The 20,683-nt window shown below is 58.8% G+C and carries 16 protein-coding genes; 3 read left to right on the top strand and 13 right to left on the bottom strand.

Annotated features, from left to right (window positions below):
* Window positions 1-2 precede the first annotated feature (2 nt).
* Window positions 3-941, top strand: a complete 939-nt coding sequence (locus tag L8I05_RS24885) for a magnesium transporter CorA family protein (RefSeq protein ID WP_242172090.1) — start codon at window positions 3-5, stop codon at window positions 939-941.
* 353 nt (window positions 942-1,294) lie between these two features.
* On the opposite strand, the gene map is transcribed toward L8I05_RS24885, so the two are convergent.
* Entirely contained in the window at window positions 1,295-2,050 is a 756-nt protein-coding gene (map, locus tag L8I05_RS24880; protein ID WP_242172089.1) for a type I methionyl aminopeptidase, read from the bottom strand.
* On the bottom strand, window positions 2,050-2,250 hold the full coding sequence (locus L8I05_RS24875) for a ParD-like family protein (RefSeq protein WP_003190946.1): 201 nt from the start codon (window positions 2,248-2,250) through the stop codon (window positions 2,050-2,052). The genes map and L8I05_RS24875 overlap by 1 nt, the downstream gene beginning before the upstream one ends.
* A 277-nt stretch (window positions 2,251-2,527) precedes the next feature.
* Here L8I05_RS24875 and ilvA point away from each other — a divergent pair, with 277 nt between their 5' ends.
* A complete protein-coding gene (gene ilvA, locus L8I05_RS24870; RefSeq protein WP_242172085.1) occupies window positions 2,528-3,550 on the top strand; it encodes a threonine ammonia-lyase, biosynthetic in 1,023 nt (340 codons plus the stop codon).
* A 242-nt stretch (window positions 3,551-3,792) separates the two neighbouring features.
* Entirely contained in the window at window positions 3,793-4,062 is a 270-nt protein-coding gene (locus L8I05_RS24865; RefSeq protein ID WP_177018832.1) for a DUF1652 domain-containing protein, read from the top strand.
* A 99-nt stretch (window positions 4,063-4,161) separates the two neighbouring features.
* Here L8I05_RS24865 and L8I05_RS24860 read toward each other — a convergent pair whose 3' ends face one another.
* The 11 genes from L8I05_RS24860 to L8I05_RS24810 all read right to left on the bottom strand — a co-directional run bounded on the left by L8I05_RS24860 (window position 4,162) and on the right by L8I05_RS24810 (window position 20,625).
* Window positions 4,162-4,431: a DUF2790 domain-containing protein gene (locus tag L8I05_RS24860; RefSeq protein WP_159957087.1), complete on the bottom strand. Its 270-nt coding sequence runs from the start codon at window positions 4,429-4,431 to the stop codon at window positions 4,162-4,164.
* 159 nt (window positions 4,432-4,590) lie between these two features.
* A complete protein-coding gene (locus L8I05_RS24855; protein ID WP_159957085.1) occupies window positions 4,591-5,529 on the bottom strand; it encodes a carbohydrate kinase in 939 nt (312 codons plus the stop codon).
* A gap of 12 nt (window positions 5,530-5,541) precedes the next feature.
* Entirely contained in the window at window positions 5,542-7,023 is a 1,482-nt protein-coding gene (gene xylB / locus L8I05_RS24850; RefSeq protein WP_242172081.1) for a xylulokinase, read from the bottom strand.
* 136 nt (window positions 7,024-7,159) lie between these two features.
* Window positions 7,160-8,641, bottom strand: a complete 1,482-nt coding sequence (locus L8I05_RS24845; protein WP_242172080.1) for a mannitol dehydrogenase family protein — start codon at window positions 8,639-8,641, stop codon at window positions 7,160-7,162.
* A 16-nt stretch (window positions 8,642-8,657) separates the two neighbouring features.
* Window positions 8,658-9,761, bottom strand: a complete 1,104-nt coding sequence (ugpC, locus tag L8I05_RS24840; RefSeq protein WP_242172077.1) for a sn-glycerol-3-phosphate ABC transporter ATP-binding protein UgpC — start codon at window positions 9,759-9,761, stop codon at window positions 8,658-8,660.
* A gap of 39 nt (window positions 9,762-9,800) precedes the next feature.
* Window positions 9,801-10,631: a carbohydrate ABC transporter permease gene (locus tag L8I05_RS24835; protein ID WP_016968929.1), complete on the bottom strand. Its 831-nt coding sequence runs from the start codon at window positions 10,629-10,631 to the stop codon at window positions 9,801-9,803.
* 10 nt (window positions 10,632-10,641) lie between these two features.
* On the bottom strand, window positions 10,642-11,532 hold the full coding sequence (locus tag L8I05_RS24830) for a sugar ABC transporter permease (RefSeq protein ID WP_242172073.1): 891 nt from the start codon (window positions 11,530-11,532) through the stop codon (window positions 10,642-10,644).
* A 206-nt stretch (window positions 11,533-11,738) separates the two neighbouring features.
* Entirely contained in the window at window positions 11,739-13,049 is a 1,311-nt protein-coding gene (locus L8I05_RS24825) for a sugar ABC transporter substrate-binding protein (protein WP_159957075.1), read from the bottom strand.
* Between the two features lie 212 nt (window positions 13,050-13,261).
* A complete protein-coding gene (locus L8I05_RS24820) occupies window positions 13,262-17,941 on the bottom strand; it encodes a DUF6543 domain-containing protein (RefSeq protein WP_242172070.1) in 4,680 nt (1,559 codons plus the stop codon).
* A gap of 307 nt (window positions 17,942-18,248) precedes the next feature.
* Window positions 18,249-19,553 carry a hypothetical protein gene (locus L8I05_RS24815; RefSeq protein WP_242172067.1) on the bottom strand — a complete coding sequence of 435 codons (1,305 nt, stop codon included), beginning with the start codon at window positions 19,551-19,553 and terminating at the stop codon, window positions 18,249-18,251.
* 166 nt (window positions 19,554-19,719) lie between these two features.
* Entirely contained in the window at window positions 19,720-20,625 is a 906-nt protein-coding gene (locus tag L8I05_RS24810) for an AraC family transcriptional regulator (RefSeq protein ID WP_242172066.1), read from the bottom strand.
* Window positions 20,626-20,683: the final 58 nt, after the last annotated feature.

Raw genomic sequence — 20,683 nt, 5'->3', positions numbered from 1 at the left:
CGATGATCCAGCGCTTTGAATTGACCGATGGCAAGCTGCGCGGTAGCGAGGGCGACGCTGCCCCGATCATGCTGTTTAACAACCCCAACCAGGCCGAGCGTGAGTGGCTGCGCGACCACCATAAGCTGGATGAACATGCCCTGGCCTCGGCGCTCGACCCGGATGAAGTGTCACGCATCGAATTTCACCCGGACAACCTATTCCTGATCTGGAAGCGCCCGGAAAACTATTCCGGCGGTGGCAACCTGGTGTTTGAAGTGTCGTCCTGCGGGCTGTTGTTTTCGCCGGACCGCCTGCTGGTGATTGCCACCGATGAAACCCCGTTGTCCGGGCTCGGCGCACGCCGGCCGCTGCACACGCCGTTGGATGTGCTGCTCGATTTGTTGCTCAACAACATCCATCACTACCTGGGCCACCTGAAGGTCATCAAGCTGGTGGCGCGGGAGTTGCAGCAGCAGTTCAACGCCTCGATGAGCAACCATCACTTGATGCAGATGTTCAGCCTCAGCGAGAGCCTGATCTATTACATCAACGCACTGCACAGCAATGGCGCGGTGCTGTCGCGCCTGCGCAACCACGCGGAAAAGGAGCATTTCAGTGCCGAGATTCTGGGCCTGATTGATGACCTGATCATCGAGAATCACCAGTGCTACAAGCAGGCGGAGATCTATTCCAATGTGTTTTCCGGGCTGATCGACGCGCGCGGCAACCTGATGAACAACAGCATGAACAACCTGCTGCGCAAGCTGACGTTGATTAACGTGGTGTTCCTGCCGCTTAACCTGATTGCCAGCGTGGGCGGTATGTCGGAGTTCAGCATGATGACGGCGGGCACGCCGTGGTGGGTGTCGTACCCGCTGTTTCTGCTGGCGATGGCGATGGGTGCCGGTTTGATGGTGCTTGGGCTTAAGCGGATTGCAGGCGGCGCCAATGTCGTGTGAAGGCTGATCAACTGTGGGAGCTGGCTTGCCTGCGATACAGGCGGCGCTGTGTTGCAGTGTCACACCGTTGATGCCATCGCAGCATAGGTATCTACACTTTTTCCTGGGTTCGGCCAGCGTGGTTTAACGGGGCGCCTAAGATCAAGATCAAAAGCAAAGCACGGCGGCCTGGTAGCCGACCTGAGTGGTAGAAGCAAAAGCACAGCAAGAGCAGGGCAAAAGCACATCTAACTGATGTACTGAGATCAAAAATGTGGGAGCGGGCTTGCTCGCGAAGGCGGTGGGTCAGTGACACATGAGCTGGCTGACCCACCGCCTTCGCGAGCAAGCCAGCTCCCACAGTCAGGTGGTGTTCAGGCGGTTGGCTGCAGGGTCAATACCTCAAAGCCGTCGGCGGTGACCGCCACGGTGTGCTCCCACTGCGCGGACAAACTGTTGTCCTTGGTCACCACCGTCCAGCCATCCTTGAGGTTGCGCACCTTGGCGCTGCCCTGGTTGAGCATCGGTTCAATGGTGAAGACCATGCCTTCACGCAGTTCCAGCCCGGTGCCGGGGCGGCCGAAGTGCAGGATTTGCGGGTCTTCATGCATCTGGCGGCCAATGCCGTGGCCGCAATACTCACGCACCACGCTGTAGCCATTGACTTGCGCGTGGCTCTGGATCGCATGGCCGATATCTCCCAGGCGCGCGCCCGGCTTGACCTGTCGGATACCGGCCCACATGGCTTCGAAGGTCTTTTCCACCAGGCGCTGCGCTTTGGGCGCCACGTTGCCGATCATGTACATCTTGCTGGAGTCGGCGATAAAGCCGCCTTTTTCCAGGGTGATGTCGATGTTGATGATGTCGCCGTCCTTGAGCACGTCCTTGGCGCTGGGCATGCCATGGCACACCACTTCGTTGATTGAGGTGTTGATGCAGAAGGGGTAGTCGTATTGCCCAAGGCTCGCCGGGCGGGCTTTCAGTTCGTTGCGGATGAAGGCTTCGACGGTGGCGTCCAGTTCCAGGGTGGAACGGCCGGCGGCGACAAAGCCATCGAGCATTGTGAAGACCTGCGCCAGCAGGCGTCCGGCTTCACGCATCACGGCCAATTGTGCGGCAGTCTTGATCATCAGCTGCGCCCCCGGATCAGGTCGGGCTTGTCCAGCAACAGCTTGTTGATCAGCTCGTTGTACGGCAGGTGCGGGTTGAGTTCGGCGAGCAGGCCGATCTTGATCCAGAACTCGGCCTGGGCGTTGATGGAGCGGTCCATCGCGGCGCTGGCCAGGCGAAGCTGTTCGTGCAATTGGTCGGTGATTTTGACGATGCCCATGAGGTTCACGTGTAGAGAGTGATATACGAAGCGTATATGTTTCGTATGGTCATCGTAAACCTCTGCCGACAAAAGGCTGGCGAGCCATTGACTTGCCCGGTAAACGCCGGTTAATTTCGTGTCATGACATTTCAAGCCTTCCGCAGCCAGCCAAGCATTATTACCGCCATTCCTCATATGGCGGGATAGCGCACGGCTGCTGTACCCAAACCCGCCCTCGAGGCGGGTTTTGTTTTTCCGTCTCCAGCGCCCTTTGCGAAAAAGCCAGGAGACACCCATGAGCACCTGCACCGCGCCCCACACCGCAGCCCCGGGACTGCTTGAGCACTACGTGAAAAAGATCCTCGCCGCACCGGTTTATGACCTGGCGGTGCGTACGCCCTTGCAGGCTGCGCCGGCGTTGTCGGCGTTGCTGGGCAACCAGGTGCTGCTCAAGCGCGAAGACCTGCAACCCACGTTTTCATTCAAGATTCGCGGCGCCTACAACAAGCTGGTGCAGCTTACGGCTAAGCAAAAAGCCTGCGGCGTGGTCACGGCCTCGGCGGGTAACCACGCCCAGGGCGTGGCCCTGGCGGCGCGGGAGCTGGGGATTAAGGCGCGTATCGTTATGCCGTGCAGCACACCTGAATTGAAGGTGCTGGGCGTACGCTCGCGGGGCGCCGAGGCGGTATTGCACGGTGAGAGCTTTCCATTTGCCCTGGCCCACGCGTTGCGGTTGGCCGAAACCTCGGGTTGCACCTTCGTGTCGCCATTTGATGACCCTGACGTGATCGCCGGCCAAGGCACTGTGGCGATGGAGATCCTGCGCCAGCAACAGGGCCCGTTGGACGCGATTTTTGTACCGGTGGGCGGGGGCGGTTTGATCGCCGGGATCGTGGCGTACGTCAAATACCTGCGGCCGGATGTGCGTATCGTCGGTGTCGAACCCGAAGGTTCCAGCTGCCTGCTGGCCGCCCTGCGCGCGGGCGAGCGGGTGGTGCTGCCCAGTGTCGATGGTTTCGCGGATGGCACCGCCGTTGCGCAGATCGGCGCTTTTGGGTTTGAAATCTGCCGCGACTGGGTCGATGAAGTCATCACCGTCAGCAACGATGAATTGTGCAGCGCCATCAAGCTGATCTACGACGACACGCGCTCGATCACCGAGCCTTCAGGGGCGCTGGCGGTGGCGGGCATTCGTAAGTATGTCGCCCAACACGGCGTGCGTGATCAAACCCTGGTGGCAATTAATTCGGGCGCCAATATCAACTTTGATAGTTTGCGACATGTTGCTGAAAGAGTCGCCGCACAGGGCGTCGTTTAATTCAAAGTCCCGAGTTAAACGTTTAATCTCAGCCGTTTGACGATGATTTAAACAGCGTAAACACGTCATCGCAAAAGTATGTAACTTCGCCAGCTGCTTATGAGGAATGGTTACAACGGGATTCGATTTTGCCGAGTAGGCTGGGGATGTAAGCGTCTTCCAGGGTCGGTAAGACGTGGCAGGCAGACGCCTGCCGGACACACAATAATCTGTTGGCAGTCTCATAAAAGGAGAGGTTGGCCATGCTTTCGGAATTAGAGCTTCGCAGCATCATTGAAGGAAGTTTCCTGCCCAAGCGGTGCGAATGCACCAAAGCCGAAGACGCTTCATTGACGATCAAGGTGTATGACGACCGTGACCGTGACCGAGTGGATTTGGAAGTCAAAGGTATAAACGCTGAAAAACTCGACAGCAGTCGGGCCATTTGCAACCTGATCGCGGGGTTGCGCGAAGACCTCAAGCACAGCCAATCACCTGCGTTGCAACGAGTAGGCGCGCGCGGCGTTTACTAAGCCGTCCTGTGAGGTTGTGTCACCGAAGCACTGCGGGCCTGGTAAACGCCAGGCCCCTTATGTTCGTGTTGCATACGGTTCTGTTGCTAGTCAAACGGTTCAATTCTGGAAATCACAGGCTTCGGACATTTTCCGATAACCCACATCTTCGATTTTGCCGGCTTTGTCGACAAACTTGATATCAGCGTTGATCACCTTGCACACGTCGGTGTCGGTTTCGTGCATGGCGATGACCTTATCGATATTTAAAGGCATGCCATATTGGTACGGCACTGGCTTGGTGACGGGCTGTTGCGTGTCGGCGTGTGCCAGGCCTGATACCGCAGCAAGGGCCAATGTGCCGCTGAAGAATAATGTACGCAGTTTCATGAGGGTTCTCCGCAAGTCGTTCGCGGGCGCATCAACACGATGTGCCGGCGGCCGCACGGGCCTCGGGAGGCGGTGTGTGCGGTCACCTTCACAGTCGACTGGCGGGATTAACCTTGGATTAATTTTGCCCTAACTGACAAAACCTTCATGAACGCATGTTCAGCCCAGCTGTTGCCGATACGGCAGGTCGGGGCCGGTCTTGCTGCAGGTCAGGGCGGACGCGCGAATGGCGAAGCCGAGCATCGCGTCGATCTGCTCACGGGTGAGCTGTTGCAGGCCTTCGACCGAATCCAGCTGCTGCTCGGTCAACCAGGCGATCAACGCGGCCTGGAAGGTATCGCCGGCGCCGACTGTGTCGGCCATCACCACCTTCACGGCAGGTTGCGACCAACTGCCGTGCTGGCGGCTGAACACCGTGGCGCCGTCACCCCCACGGGTGAGGAACACCAGCTGACAGCGGTGCTGCAACCAGCCTTGCAGCACGCTTTCCGGCGAGCGGTCGGGGTAGAGCAGGTGCAAGTCTTCATCGCTGACTTTGATCAGGTCGGCATGGGTGACCAACTCGGCCACGCGATCGCGCCACAGTTGAATATCCGGCTGCGGATTGAGCCGCACGTTAGGGTCGAGGCTGATCAGGCGCTTGCCGCTTTCGCGCTTGACCAGGCTCAGCAGGGTGTCGCCGATGGGTTGCACCACCAGCGAAAACGAGCCGACGTGCAGCCCGCGAACTTCATGGCCCAGTGCAGGCAAGTGCGCAGCCCGCAGTTGGCGGTCGGCGCAGCCTTCGCCACGAAAGCTGTATTGCGGTGAGCCATTGGCGCCCACGGCAACCATCGCCAAGGTAGTCGGCGCGGGGAATTCCACCAGGAACTGCTCACTGACGCCTTCGTCCTTGAGCACTTGCAGCAAGCGCTGGCCGAGGAAGTCGTTGGACACCCCGCCGAACAGCGCAGACTCGATGCCCAGGCGGCGCAAACCCACCGCGACGTTGAACGGCGAGCCACCGGCAATGGCCTTGTAATTGACCTTGGAAGCCTGCCCGCTGGCGTCTTCCTCGCTGAAAAAATCAAACAACGCTTCGCCACACACCAGATACATAATCGTTCGCTCTTAAAGGGTTGCCACGAGTTGTTGATAGCGCGCGTAAACCTGTTGATAGGCACTCACGCTGGCCGCCACCGGCCGCGTGCGGCTGGCAGGGTCGACGCTGACGCATTTGTCGCACAGGCTGGCCAAGGGTTCGCCGGACTGGCTCCACGCCGCCTGGATCGCCGCGCCCAAGGCGGCGGCTTCGCTTTGTTCGGTGCAGACCACTTCGGTGTTCATGATATCGGCGACCATCTGCCGCCACACCGGGCTTTTCGAACCGCCGCCGATCAGGCGGATGGTTTGGCTTTGCAGGCCGGTCTGGCGCAACAGGTCCAGGCCGTAACGCAGGCCGAAGGTGGTGCCCTCGACCACCGCGCGGCACAGGTTGGCGCGGGTCAGGTTGGTCATGGTCAGGCCATGCACACTGCCGGTGGCGTGGGGCAGGGCGGGCACACGTTCGCCATTGAGAAAGGGCAGCATGCTCACACCGTCGGCACCCACCGGCGCCTCGGCGACCAGGGCGTTGAACGTGGCCAGGTCGAGTTCGAAGAGTTCGCGAATCACGCCGGTGGCGTTGGTCAGGTTCATTGTGCAGATCAACGGCAACCAGCCGCCGCTGGATGAACAGAAGGTGGCCACCGAGGCTTGCGGGCTCACATTCGGTTGCTCGGCAAACGCGTAGACGGTGCCTGAGGAACCCAGGCTCATGGTGATCACGCCGGGGGCGATATTGCCGGTGCCGATGGCGCCCATCATGTTGTCGCCGCCGCCGCTGGAGACGCGGGCGTTGGGGTTGATGCCCAGGCGTTCGGCGATGGCCGGCAGGATCGTGCCCACGGCTTGATTGGCTTCGATCAGCTCCGGCAGCGCGGCTTCCAGGCGGCCGCTGGGGTCGATGTGCTGCAGCAGTGCCACGTCCCATTCACGGCTGCGCACATTGAAATAGCCGGTGCCCGATGCATCGCCGTATTCCGCCACGGCGCGGCCGGTCAGCCAGAAATTGAGGTAGTCGTGGGGCAGCAGGATGTGCGCGATGCGTGCGAATACGTCGGGGTGTTGTTCGAGGGTCCATAGCAGCTTGGACACGGTATAGCCTGGGGCAATCGCCACGCCGAGGCGTTCCAGCGAGCCGCTTTCGCCACCCAGGTGCTCCAGCAGGCGCTCGTTTTCCGGCGCGGTTTCGGTGTCGCACCACAGTTTGGCCGGGCGCAGCACCAGGCCGTGGTCATCGAGTAACACCAGGCCGTGTTGCTGGCCGGAAACGCCGATGCCGAGGATGTCCTGGCCGTCGACACCGGCCTGTTGCAAGGCGCGGTGCGTGGCTTCGGTAAAGGCGTCCAGCCATTCCTGGGTGTGCTGTTCGCGTCGGCCATTGGCGCCGCTGATCAGCGTATGCGCCGCCGCGCCCAGGCCCAGCACCTTGCCGCTGGTAGCGTCGAGGACAATGGCTTTGGTGCCTTGGGTGCCGCAGTCGATGCCGAGGTAGAGGTTTTGCTGGGTCATGGTGGAGTGCTCAGCAGTGTTATTGGAGTGTGAATGCAGTCAATGTGGGAGCTGGCTTGCCTGCGATGGCGGTCTATCAGCCACATCATGGCTGGCTGACCCACCGCTATCGCAGGCAAGCCAGCTCCCACATTGTTTAAGCCGGTTTCTTCAGGAGGTTTTGCAGGGTTTGGGTAACGCCCTTGTCGCGCAGGCTTGCATAGCACCGCTCAAACGCTGCCACAAACTCAGGCGAGTTGGGAATAGCCTTGCCAAAAATCTCCTCCACACCCAACAACCGCTGGCTGATCAACCCATCATCACTCACCAAATCCTGGCAAAACTGCGCACGCGGGTCCGGGATCGTGTAGATCACTCCATTCTCATCCACGCCTTTCAAGTACAACGCCCACGCCGCCACCACCAGCGCAGCGCGTTCGGTCTCACGCCCATCGGCAATCAGGCGATTGATCGTTGGCACGGTGAACTTGGGAAACTTCGACGAGCCGTCCGAGCACACCCGTTCCAACTGATCGGCAATCGCCTGGTTAGAGAAGCGATCCACCAGGGTCTGCTTGTACTCGGTCAGGTCGATGCCCGGCACCGGCGCCAGGTTCGGTGTAACGTCCAGGTCCATGTAGGCGCGCATGTAGGCGACAAACACCGGGTCGTTCATGGTCTCGTGCACAAACCGGTAGCCCTTGAGAAAGCCCAGGTAAGTCAGGGCCAGGTGGCTGCCGTTGAGCAGCCCGATCTTCATCTCTTCATAGGGCGTGACATCGTCGGTGAACTGCACACCAACTTTTTCCCAGGCTGGGCGGCCGTTGACGAACTTGTCTTCCAGCACCCACTGCACGAACGGTTCGCACACCACCGGCCAGGCATCGTCGATACCGTGGTCATCATGCAATTGCAGGCGGTGGGCTGTGCTGGTCATCGGCGTGATGCGGTCGACCATGGCATTCGGGAAGCTCACGTTGGCCTTGATCCAATCATGCAGTTCGGCGTTGTGCAGGGCGGCGAAGGCCAGCAGCGCCTTGCGCGTGACGGCGCCGTTGTGCGGCAGGTTATCGCAGGACATCACGGTAAACGCCGGCACACCCGCCGCCCGGCGCTGGGTCAACGCCGCGCAGATAAACCCGAACACGGTTTTCGGCGCTTTCGGGTGCGCCAGGTCATGCTGGATCTGCGGCAGGTGGGCCATGAATTCGCCGTTGCTGTCGTCGATGCAGTAGCCGCCTTCGGTGATGGTCAGCGAGACGATGCGAATCTGCGGGCTGGCCAGCTTGTCGATCAACGCCTGGGCGCTGTCTTCGGCCAGCAGCATGTCGCTGATCGAGCCGATTACGCGCACTTCGGTGTCGTCGGTGTCGCCCAGCTCATACAGGGTGAACAGGTAATCCTGGCCGGCCAGGTCGTCGCGGGCCTTGCGATCTTCGCTGCGCAGGCCAACGCCGCAGATGCTCCAGTCCAGGCCCTCGCCAGTGTTCATCAAGGCATCGGTGTAATACGCCTGGTGCGCGCGGTGGAAACCGCCGACGCCGATGTGCGCGATGCCTTGCGTGGTGCTGGCAATCGCATAGGCCGGGATGTTCACGTGCGGCGCCAGTTGGGTGAGGTTCTGTTTATTCAGTTTCATCACAAGTCTCGCGAAATCAGGCGGCGGCGCGCAGTGGGCGGGCCACGGCTACACCGTCGGTGTCGAACAGATGGCAGTGCGCCGGGTCAAGGTGCAGCTGCAGGGTTTCACCGTACTGGCTGGCCATGTCGCCGCGAATCCGCATGGTCAACGGCTCGCCGTTGGCGGTGATGACGTGGCAGAAGGTATCGCTGCCCAGGCGTTCGCCGACGTCGGCGGTGACGGTCAGGGTGGTTTGCCCTGGCGCTGCGATTTCCAGATGCTCTGGGCGAATGCCCAGGGTCACAGCACTGCCCACGCTCAAGCTGGCGCCGCTCAGCGGCAGGCTGATCAAGGTGCCGGCGTCCAACTGCACTTCGCAGCCTTGGCCTTCGACGCGGGTGACTTTGCCCTTGAGGAAGCCCATCTTCGGCGTGCCGAGAAAACCCGCCACAAACAGGTTGGCCGGCTGGTGGTACAGCTCCAGCGGCGAGCCGACTTGCTCAATGCGGCCGCTGTTCAACACCACCACCTTGTCGGCCAGGGTCATGGCTTCAACCTGGTCGTGGGTCACGTAAATCATGGTGGCTTGCAGCTCTTTGTGCAGGCGCGCCAGTTCCAGGCGCATCTGCACACGCAGGGCGGCGTCGAGGTTGGACAGTGGTTCATCGAACAGGAAGATCTTCGGGTTACGCACAATTGCGCGGCCAATAGCCACACGCTGGCGCTGGCCACCGGACAACTGCTTGGGCTTGCGCTCCAGCAGCGGGCCGAGTTCGAGAATGCGCGCAGCTTCGTTGACTTTGCTTTCCACCAGCTTCTTGTCGACGCCGGCCAGGTCCAGGGCAAACGACATGTTTTTGCGCACGCTCATGTGCGGGTACAGCGCGTAGGTCTGGAACACCATCGCCAGGTCGCGCTTGGCCGGGGTGACTTCGGTAATGTCGCGGCCATCCAGTTCGATGGTGCCTTCGCTGACTTCTTCAAGGCCCGCGATCAGGCGCAGCAGGGTGGATTTACCGCAGCCCGACGGGCCGACGAAGACCACGAATTCCTTGTCATTCACTTCCAGGTCGATGCCTTTGATGATCGAGAAGCCTTCGAAGCCTTTTTGCAGATTGTTGATTTTCAGGTTGGCCATGGGATGGGCCTCCGCTTTGAATTTTTTAGTGAAAGACCGTTATTTCACGGCGCCGAAGGACAAACCGCGCACCAGCTGTTTCTGGCTGATCCAGCCAAAAATCAGGATCGGCGCACAGGCCAGGGTCGAGACAGCGGACAATTTGGCCCAGAACAAACCTTCGGGGCTGGAGTAGGAGGCGATGAGCGCGGTCAGCGGCGCGGCATTCGAGGAGGTCAGGTTCAACGACCAGAAGGCCTCGTTCCAGCACAGGATCAGCGACAGCAACACCGTGGAAGCCAGGCCGCCCTTGGCAATCGGCAGCAGCACGCGGACCATTTCCTGCCACAGCGTGGCGCCATCCAGGCGCGCGGCTTCGAGGATGTCCTTGGGGATGTCTTTGAAGTAGGTGTACACCATCCACACCACAATCGGCAGGTTGATCAGGGTGTAGATGATGATCAGCGCAATGCGCGTGTCCAGCAGGCCAAAGCTCTTGGCCAGCAGGTAGATCGGCATCAAAACGCCCACCGGTGGCAGCATCTTGGTGGACAGCATCCACAGCAAGGTGCCTTTGGTGCGCTGGGTTTCGTAGAACGCCATCGAGTAGGCGGCCGGCACCGAGATCAGCAGGCACAGGGCGGTAGCACTGAACGAAATCACCACCGAGTTCCAGGCGTAGGCGAAGTAGTTGCTGCGCTCGTTGATGTGCAGGTAGTTCTCCAGCGTCGGCGTGAAGATGAACTGCGGCGGCGTGGCGAACGCGTCGATTTCGGTCTTGAAGCTGGTCAGCACCATCCAGAAAATCGGGAAGAAAATCAGGATCGCGATGGCCCAGGCCAAAGTGCCGAGCAACAGGCTTTGCAGGCGGCGGGATTGTTGAAGCGTCATGGCGCGGCCCTCAAGGCTTGTCAGTCAGGTTTTTGCCGATCATCCGCACCAGGATGATCGCCGCGATATTGGCGATGACCACGGCAATCAAGCCGCCGGCCGAGGCCATGCCCACGTCGAACTGCACCAGCGCCTGGTTGTAGATCAGGTAGGCGAGGTTGGTCGAGGCGTAGCCGGGGCCACCGTTGGTGGTGGTGAAGATTTCGGCAAACACCGAGAGCAGGAAGATGGTTTCGATCATCACCACCACGGCAATCGGGCGGGCCAGGTGGGGCAGGGTCAGGTGCCAGAAGATCGCGATGGCGCCGGCACCGTCCAGGCGTGCGGCTTCCTTTTGTTCCTGGTCGAGGGACTGCATGGCGGTCATCAGCAGCAGGATCGCGAAGGGCAGCCATTGCCACGACACAATGATGATGATCGACAGCAATGGGTAGTGCGCCAACCAGTCCACCGGCTCGGCGCCGAACAGCTTCCACACGGCGGCGAGAATCCCCGAGACCGGGTGGAAAATCAGGTTCTTCCAGATCAGCGCACCGACGGTGGGCATGATGAAGAACGGTGAAATCAACAATACCCGCACCACACCTCGACCAAAAAACTCACTGGCCTCAAGCAACGCACTGATCAGCACGCCGAACACCACGCTGATCAACAACACGCTGCCGACCAGCAGCAAGGTATTGGTGGCGCCGGGCAGGAAGCCCGAGTCGGTGATGAAGTAGGTGAAGTTCTCCAGGCCCACGAATTGGTTTTCGCCGGGGTAGAGCAGGTTGTAACGGATCAGCGAAAAGTACAGGGTCATGCCCAGCGGCACGATCATCCACAGCAGCAACAGGGCCACCGAGGGGCTGACGAGGAACCAGCCGGGGTTGGCCAGGCGGTTTTTGGGTGTTGTATTCATGGTGATCATGGCCAGTCAGATGCGTACAGAATCTGCGTCGGAGCGCGGTCAATGTGGCTGGCTTTTGTGGGAGCTGGCTTGCCTGCGATGGCATCCACTCGGTTTAACTGACAAACCGAGGTGTCTGCATCGCAGGCAAGCCAGCTCCCACCTAAAAGCTGCTACCTCATGGAACGGATTCCCACATTTACAAGGGGGAGTCAGGCTTATTTGGGATAACCCGCCCGCTTCATTTCACGCTCGGTGGTGGTCTGCGCGGCAGTCAAGGCTTGATCCACCGTTTGCTGACCGGTCAGCGCGCCCGAGAAGAACTTGCCGACCTGGGTACCAATTGCCTGGAATTCAGGAATGGTCACCAGCTGGATACCGATATACGGCACCGGCTTGAGCGTCGGTTTGGTCGGGTCGGCGACTTTCAGCGATTCCAGCGTCACCTTGGCGAATGGCGCGGCCTTCATGTACTCATCGCTGTAGGTCGACTTGCGCGTGCCTGGCGGCACGTTGGCAATGCCGTCGGTCTTGGCCACGAGCTGGCTGTATTCCTTGGACGTTGCCCAACTGGTGAACACCTTGGCGGCGTCCTTGGCCTTGGAACTGGTCGGGATCGCCAGGCTCCAGGAGTACAGCCACGAGGTGCCCTTGTCGGTTTTCTCGTGCGGGGCGAAGGTGAAGCCGACATGGTCGGCGACCTTGCTCTGGGTTTTGTCGGTGACAAACGAGCCGGCCACGCTGGCATCGACCCAGATCGCGCACTTGCCGCTGTTGAACAGCGCCAGGTTTTCGTTGAAACCGTTGCTGGAAGCGCCCGGCGGGCCGGATTTCTTCATGTTGTCGACGTAGAAGTTCAGTGCGTCCTTCCACTCAGGGCCGTTGAATTCCGGCTGCCACTTCTCATCGAACCAGCGCGCACCGTAGCCGTTGGCCAGGGTGGTGATCAGCGCCATGTTTTCACCCCAGCCGGCTTTGCCGCGCAGGCACAGGCCGTATTGCTCTTTGGTCTTGTCGGTGAGTTTTGCCGCGAATTCGCCGATCTGGGTCCAGGTCGGGTGCTCGGGCATGCTCAGCCCGGCGTCCTTGAACAGGTCGGTGCGGTAATAGGTGATCGAGCTTTCGGCATAGAACGGCAGGGCGTACAGCGAGCCTTTGACGGACAAACCGTCACGCACTGAAGGGAATACATCATCGAGGTCGTAGGACGCCGGCAGATCTTTCATCGGTTCCAGCCAGCCCTTGGCGCCCCACAGTGCAGCTTCGTACATGCCGATGGTCAGCACGTCGAACTGCCCGCCCTGGGTGGCGATGTCCGTGGTCAGGCGTTGGCGCAGCACGTTTTCTTCGAGCACCACCCAGTTCAGCTTGATCTCCGGGTGCTCGGTCTCGAAGGTTTTCGAGAGCTTCTGCATGCGGATCATGTCGCTGTTGTTGACGGTGGCAATGGTCAGGGTTTGCGCGCCAAGGCTGACGGCGCTGAGGGTCATACACGTACAGGCAAGCAGAGCTTTTGCTGTGAACTTCATCGCGCACTCCATTTCCGCGCCCATGGGCTGCAGAAGGACAGTTATTGTTGTTGTGTCTTCCTACGAGCAGTCAGGAAGAGTGTGCGTTGATTACAGCCTTCAAATGGGGTTATGACAAATCCTTGGGCGCACTGGGACTGATACTTTTTTGCACTCTTGAAACCCCGCAGCAGTCGCTCCAGACGGCTACTGCGGGTGGCGCAGGGGCTGGATCAACGGGCGCTGTCGAGTAATTCCTGGGTCATGGTTTTGTCGAACACGCCCTTACCTGTGCCTTCAATCAACTTGAAGGTGCCATCCGGGTTGATCTCAACCCCCACAGAGCTGGCGATAGTGGCTTCGACGCCCGGCTTTGTGAGGATATCCAGCAGCGGTTTTTCCCCTTGGTGTTCTTGCCCCAATATATCCCCCAACCCTGACGTAGAGCTTGAATGGACACCGGCTACGAATATCACCTTTCCGCCATTGGCCAACGACTCATTCAGCCTCTGCAGTTCTTCGTAAGCGTCTTGGCGTTCTAAAGCGAACGCCAGATAGCTACCTTTCAGGTGCATCAACGTGCGTGTTTGATACACCCCGTCTTTCAGATCAGTCAGCACCGCGAGTGCGGAGCAATCCGTCAAGCTGCGAGTCGACAGTACGGTGCGCGCGTCTTCAACGGTATGCGAGTAACCCATCTCTACTTCAATTGGCTTTACCGGCACAGGCTTGATTTTCGGTTTACCAAAGGTGCGCGGTTGATAGTCGACTCTGGTTTTATAGATCAGAGGCTCTTCGTCACTGCCCAGATTTACCTCAATCTCTGCGCCGTCATCTTTGCGGACATTAAATTGGATATCACGCCCAGCAAGCCTGTGGTTCAGTTCTGTTTCGGCCAGGCGGTGGACGTCACGGACACTGAGGTTTGGATAGTGTTCCTGGTAATACGCCGAGGCGTCTTCGTAGATTTTGAATGGATCTTCATTATCAACGCTGTAGTAGTCTGTAATGATTTCCTGCTCAAAACCTTTTACACGCACATTCGTGCGCGCACTCAGTTTCGCTGCAAGGGACTGTTCACCCCCGCTGGCGGAGTAGCAGGTTAATAGCCGCACGTCCTTATAGTCTCTAATGTCTATGCCACGCGCCAACAACTCCTGGTCAATATCTTCTGCCCCGTAACGTTTGCCATCTTCTCCTTCGATGCGTGTAGGTTGTCCTTCCAGGGGTTTCTTACCGTGGCCAATGATGTTGAGGCGTGGCTTGCCGTTGTAGGAGTCCTCAAAGACTTGAATGTCGCCGGCAATCGGTTTGATATCCGCTGGCCCCCCCAGGACTATGCGGTTATTCGAGGGCGGAGTGGGTGCTGCCACGTCATCCACCAACAGGCTGCGGCCGATTACAGGCGTGGCTGACTGGGCAGTGGATGGTTCGGGCTGTGACCGGACCTTGAAATGGGCCAATAAGGACGCCAGGTTGACCAACAGATCGGCCAGCGCCGCCTCTTTCCCCTGCGAGCGCTCATCACTCAGAACCTCCAGGTCATTGATAACGCCCCCTGCCTGCAGTACATAGCCGAGTACGGCGCCGGGGCCGCGCAGTGCCGGCAGTACCGCATTGAGTAACAGGAAGCCTCCGGTCTTGAGAGTCGCCCAGCGGCTTTCTGCGTCGGATGTCGATTGTTGCTCGGCCAGACTGATCAAATTTTGCGCATTGGCCTGGTACAGATGCTCCATCAACTTACCTTCCTGCAGCGTTTGCTGCAGTCGGGTGTCCATGGCCAAGGGGATGGTCTCGTTGAGGGAAACGGACCCAAAATTCAACCCGAAGGCCACGAAGTTAGGATGTTTAAAACCGTTGCCGCTGTAGATCTTTCGCGTATTTTCGTCAGCTAACCAGGCGAGGGTATCGTCTTGTAGCTTGCCTGGCTTCTGTATGGCCTCCAGCAGTGCCTGGCGATTAGGAAATTGCAGGAGTGGGGCATCGCCAATCAGCGGGCGATACAAAACAACCGGGCCGTCCGTGCCGTCTTTGGGTTCGATCAGGTAGGCACCTTCGACGACATCGACTGTACCTTGCCCTTTGTTATCAAAGGCCAGCGGCCGGATGACGATCTCGTTCCCGTCGACCATCCTGGGGCCTGTGCCCGGCTTGAATATCTCCTGGACATACCGGACCCCCGTATTGTCGAAACCGGCTTCGCCCTTGATGCCGAGTTCCAGTGCCTTGAGCTGTATCTCGAGGGGTACTTGCTGGACAAACAGTGATCGGCGTTCCGCCATTTCGGCAGGGTTGTCGAGTAGCTTTTCCTTGAGTAAAGCGGGGTAGGTTTTACCAATGTCAAGGTCAGTAATCACCTGTTGAAGTGCCCCGTGTTTCTCGAGTGCGGGCACCCTGAAGGTGACTTCTCTGCCGTTTTCATCCTTGACCCGCTTGGAGACTTCCAGCGTGCCACTCGGTAGCCCCGACAGGTTATTGATCAGCACTTGCGTCAGGCTTTCGTTTTTGTAGTGGGTACCGCCGTAAGCCGTCGACCCATCAACCGACGCCCCGTAACTCATTTGGAAGGCCACACTCAGATCCTTGGCGTGGTGCCGCGTCAGCTTTTGGCTTTCGGGCAACCGGTCAAATTGCTCTTGCGCAAACGTGCCGATGTCTGGGATGCCGCTGTTATACGCACGGCCTTTGTTACGTTGTGTGAAGCTTGCCAGCCCCTGGCTGAGCTCGTGCAGCACAAAACGTTGCGCTTCGTCGGCATTATTCATCCAGTCGGGCAGCTTGGTGTTGGCTTGCGTCGGGCTCTTTGGGCCAAACGTTGGTGGCGGGTTGACCAGGCTGTCGCCTCGATGCTGTTTAATGAGGGTGTTGGCCTGGGTGTCGAACATATTGCCGGTCAGTGCTGCATGGACATGCCCGGCTTTTTCGACGTCATCCCAGGAGTCGTAGGGGGTGATTTTTCCACTGGGCTCCACGAGCAAGAGAATGTTGCGGTTTGATTGCGACAGGTGTCGATGAATCAGCAGGTTCGGCGTAGCACCGCCCAAGGTATAGACGGTGGCACCCGATGAATTGCGGTCAAGTGGCGCGGGCCGCGTCGAGCCTTCGGGATGCCTCACGACCATGTCCACGGTTTTACGTTGTTCCTCATCCAGGCCGGGCTGCTGCATGCTGGCCAGTTGCAGGTTGCTGCGCAGAATATGACTGATCAACGTGCGACGGCTGTCGGGGAAGACGCTGTCGGCGTTGGTCGGAGAGCTGAAGGCCGGTTTGTTCCAATAGTCCTGCGAATCAGCCTCGTAGGCTGAGTTCAGAAGGCCCGGCAGTGCCCCTATGGCAGCGCTCACGGCTGATAAATCGAGGACCAGCGGCACCTCGGGATCGTTGCCGGTATGGGCAAATAAATCCGGGCGAGTGTCAAACGCTCTGTCGGTGCTGGTGAAGTTCGGGGCGTCACCGCCGGCCAGGTAGTTCAAGGCAAGCGCCATCAATTGTGTTCGCTTAACGTTCCCGGGGTTGTCCGGGTCGGGCGTTTCAATGGCGAGCTGGTTGACGTCGACGTCCAGTGACGGGGCCGCCTGTTTTATCCGCTCGCCGAGCAATCGCGCGACCACCGAGTACAGGTTGGGCTCGCCGGCAAACTGACGGCGTGCAATCGCAGCCACGGGGTTGAGGGCGGCGGTGGGCGTTTGCGTCGGTGCGGCAGGCACTTCAGGTTCCGTGGCGCTTGGGTTTTCGAGCCTCTGGATGGCAGCGCGTTGCTTTGCCTGGACCGCGCGCAAGTGTTCATCTGTTGGCGGGTTGTCTTTGTTCAAGGCGCGAAAGCCATCGCGAGTGAGCCTTGACGCATGTGTAAGGGTGCCCACCAACGTAAGGTCGCTGGGGGCCGGCTCAGCGTAAAACTCACTTATCGCGGCGAGGCTGATCTGCGCGTCTTTGCCAGGCGGCACCTGCGCGTTACGCAGGTGTTGCCCCAGGGTTGAGTATTCAGGTATTTCCGAGAATAAAAAGCCAGTGCGCGGGCCTTTGCCGTATGCGGCCATTTCGGGCCGCCGGCTCAACAAGGCACCGCTGTACATTCTGGCCATTTCCCGATCTGCGGCCTCAACCGACGGTTTGGGCGTGCGTTGCGAAGGGGAGAGCAGCTCGGGCTTTATTGCGATTTCCCCGCCAAAATCTTCTATCGCTTCGCGTTGTTGCTCTCGGATGCGCGAATAAGTCGCAGGGTTGAACTCGGGTGCCTTGGAGTCAGGCTCACGCAGCGAGTCGAAGGTGAGGTGATGTTGCTGCTCGGTGATCAAGCGGAGCGCGTTCGCCTGTGTGCCGTCCTGGCGCACGCCGTAGAAGTTGCCTATTACCTCGGTCGAGGCACGGTTTGCGCCGGTATACAGAACCGATGATTTAGGCGGCGAGTTGAACGCTCGAGCGGCGGCGGTAACGGCAGCCGTAGCCTGTTCATAGCCCTCATCATAAGTGCTGAAAGAGGCACGTTTGCCGTTTGCAATGCAATCAATAACCCAGCCTGACTGCGTGTTTATTTGGAGGGTTGATGTGTCTATTTTGTGTTTGCTTGCGAAACTTGCAAAAGGTTCGCTTTGAATCGCATGGGTAAGCTGAGCCCAGGCTCTACCGAACGTTGAGACCGGAGGAATATCGGAAATAACCGAGCTCTGCACCGGCAGATACTTGCCAGTGGGATTAGTCATGACTTCATCCATCAATGCCGCGCTATGCAGAGAGGAGAGGGCGGCATCGCCCGCTCTGATCAGCGTGGTGGCGGCTTTTTTTGTTTCCAGATCCACCACCGAACTGGCGCGTTTGGGCCGTGCATGCTCAACAGAGGAAATTTCGGACTGGGTTTGAGTGGCGGGTGTAAAAGAGGGGAGCAGGCTAGAGCGTAAGGGTTCGATTTTCATCAGAGTATCTTCCTGGGCGGTACGACAGCTGACTTATAGGCTGTAGTTTTTAGTGCGTACCTTGCGAATACGCGTCTTGGAAACTTATCGTTTAACCGTAGGATGATTGGTTTTGAGACGGCAGAAGTTCACCTTCTGGTATTGCAGGGTGTGAGGTGGGGCAGGCAATGGGTTCGGTAGGATGCAGCGCGGTGAGGCACGGGTTCACCCACAATCAGGGGAAAAGCCCTGCCGTTCAAACGCAGTGACTATTTCCCCTTTGGGTCAGGCAAGGCCTGCCCACTCGTTCCAATCTAATGTGACTGGCTTACTGTGCCGTTGACTTGGACGCTTTAACCGCTTGCACCAGCTTTTCAAGTGGCGACGGTGTTGCGTCGTACCTCTGACCGATTAAAGAAAATCGATGGGAGTGTGCTGACGGGAAGCCTAGGCCACTGTTCAACTTTCTGACTTTGGTCAATAAGGAATCGAGATTTTTTTTCTCCCACTGGTGTTCTGGCGCCTGATGTTGGGCGGGCATGCTTTCTTTGTAAAAGTCCATGACCTCTTCCAACGTTGCCTTGGTTTTGTTGTGAATCCGGCTGAATGAAGAAGCCTCAGGAATGTTGTCGAGCATGATCGGTGACTCGTGCTCTCCCATACTTGGAAGCAATTTTGCCAGTGCTTGCGCGCACAGTGCTTGCAACGCCTCATCGGGGGTTTTGAACCTAGGGATGCCACCTTTAGTTTCGAACGTGGCAAGAAGCGCGTTGAGCGGTTCCTCCTCAAGCTGCTCAATGCGTTGCACGGCCGCCTGTTGGAGCTGCTTGATGGGCGCATCGAGTGGGGCGTTACTGCTCAAACTCGGGAACGTCTGTTCGCGTAACAGTTGGCCGATGGCGGCCGTCATGGAATCGCTGTTGGTGGTGTCCACAGGCAAGCCGTAGAACTGGGCGATGGTAGCAATCGATGTCACATCTTCTTCGTAGCCTAAGTAGCTTATCCCAGCGGAAGGGTTGAGCGCGTCCTGGTAAGGCCCCACGAGGTCTTTGGCGGCGGCGATAACGGCTGCCGTAGCGGCTTTTGATTCGGCGCTTGCGTTCGCATCCCAGGTCCTGGGTTGTTTGCCGCTAAAATGGGTAATCGTTCCATTGGGGTGAACGACCATGTCGTTCAGATCGATGTTGTTTTTTTCGGCATAGGACTTGAACGGTTCCGATACCACGGCTTGATCGAACTTGGCCCACAACCTGCCGAAGGTCGATTCAGGCATAACATTCGCAATTTTATCCCAGCGAGTTGGTTTACCGGAGTCAATCGCTTGCCGCAGGTCCATCAACCTGTTCGCGACACTACTGGCCTGTTCCTGGTCAGCGTTTTTAACCACCGCATCGGCGAACGTGTGCATCAGTGTAGTGCTTGGCGGTTTCTGCGGATCCAGGCGCAGGCGCAACAAGCTATTGAGCGCGCCCGATGCGACGGGTGGTTGGTCAGAGGGTTTTGCCTGATCCTGTTTTGGCGGGTTGGGCGTGCTTGGCGGGTTCGGGGTGTGTTCCCGCTGATTAAGCGGTGGCTTCGGCTCGGCAGGCTGCGGGGTGGGGGCAATAATGGGTTGTGGCAGGCCGTTGATCATGGGTTGTCCTTTTGCTCTAGCGTTAATGAGTGGCAGCACCCGTCGATTGAAATCGGGCGATGCCTTCGCTGAGTGGCAGGGACAGCAAGAGCGTTCCTCTGGGTGCGTGGGAAGGGGGCCGTTTTGGCCGGGGATTTATGTTCGAGGTGTGTCGCCGCTGTCAGGCTTAAGCCAGGTTCTGTTCGGTCAGCCGCTGCACCGCCAGGCGCCGGTAGTGGGACGGCGTCATGCCCTTGAGCTGCTGAAAGCGCCGGTTGAAGTTGGAGATATTGTTGAACCCCGACTCGAAGCACACATCGGTCACCGCCTTGTTGCCATCGGCCAGCAATTCGCAGGACTTGCTGATGCGCAGGCGGTTCACAAACTCGATAAACGTGCGGCCGGTAGCCTGTTTGAACACACGGGAAAAATAGGTGGGCTTCATGCCCAGGTATTCAGCGACCTCTTCCAGCGACAGCTCGCGGGCGTAGTGGGCAAATATGTAGTCCACTGCGCGGTTGGTGCGATCAATGCTGTGTTCATCGGCCAATTGCGGCGTGGTCACGCCGGACAACAACTGGTAGTCCTCACACGCGCTCAACACTTCCAGCAGAATAAAGAAGTGCCCCAGGCGCGCCATGCCTTGGGCGTCTTCGATGCGTTGCATCAACGTCATGGCTTGGGCGATGGTTTTTTTGCAGCGAAATTCGATGCCGTATTGCGCGCGTTCCAGTAGCGGCGCCAGAGTCTTGAGTTCGGTGAAGATCTGGCTGCCGCCCTCAAACAACTCGTCGGTAAAATTCACCAGCATGTCGCGCTTGGGCACCACTTCATCTTCCTCTACCTGGCTGATCCAGTTGTGGGGCAGGTTAGGGCCGGTGAGGAACAGGCTTTGCGGGTAGAAGTTGCCGATGTAGTCGCCGATAAACACCTTGCCTGCGCTGGCGACGATCAAGTGCAGCTCGTATTCCTTGTGGAAGTGCCAGCGCACCAACGGGCAAGGGAAGCCGTGTTGGCGATAAATGATGGACAGACCGTTGTGATCGTCCATCAACTCGTAGGAAGGGTCGGTGATTCGCGTTGCTCGGGTCATGCTGCCGTCGCTTTATTGTGGTTGCTGCCTGGGATAATGCCCCCTTGCGCGCGACCTC

This window comes from Pseudomonas sp. MONT-RG-20F-20-E-7-02, from assembly GCF_022662395.1.
Lineage (GTDB): Bacteria > Pseudomonadota > Gammaproteobacteria > Pseudomonadales > Pseudomonadaceae > Aquipseudomonas.
Note: the sequence above shows the minus strand (reverse complement) of the source record. Positions and strands in the feature narration are given on the sequence as shown.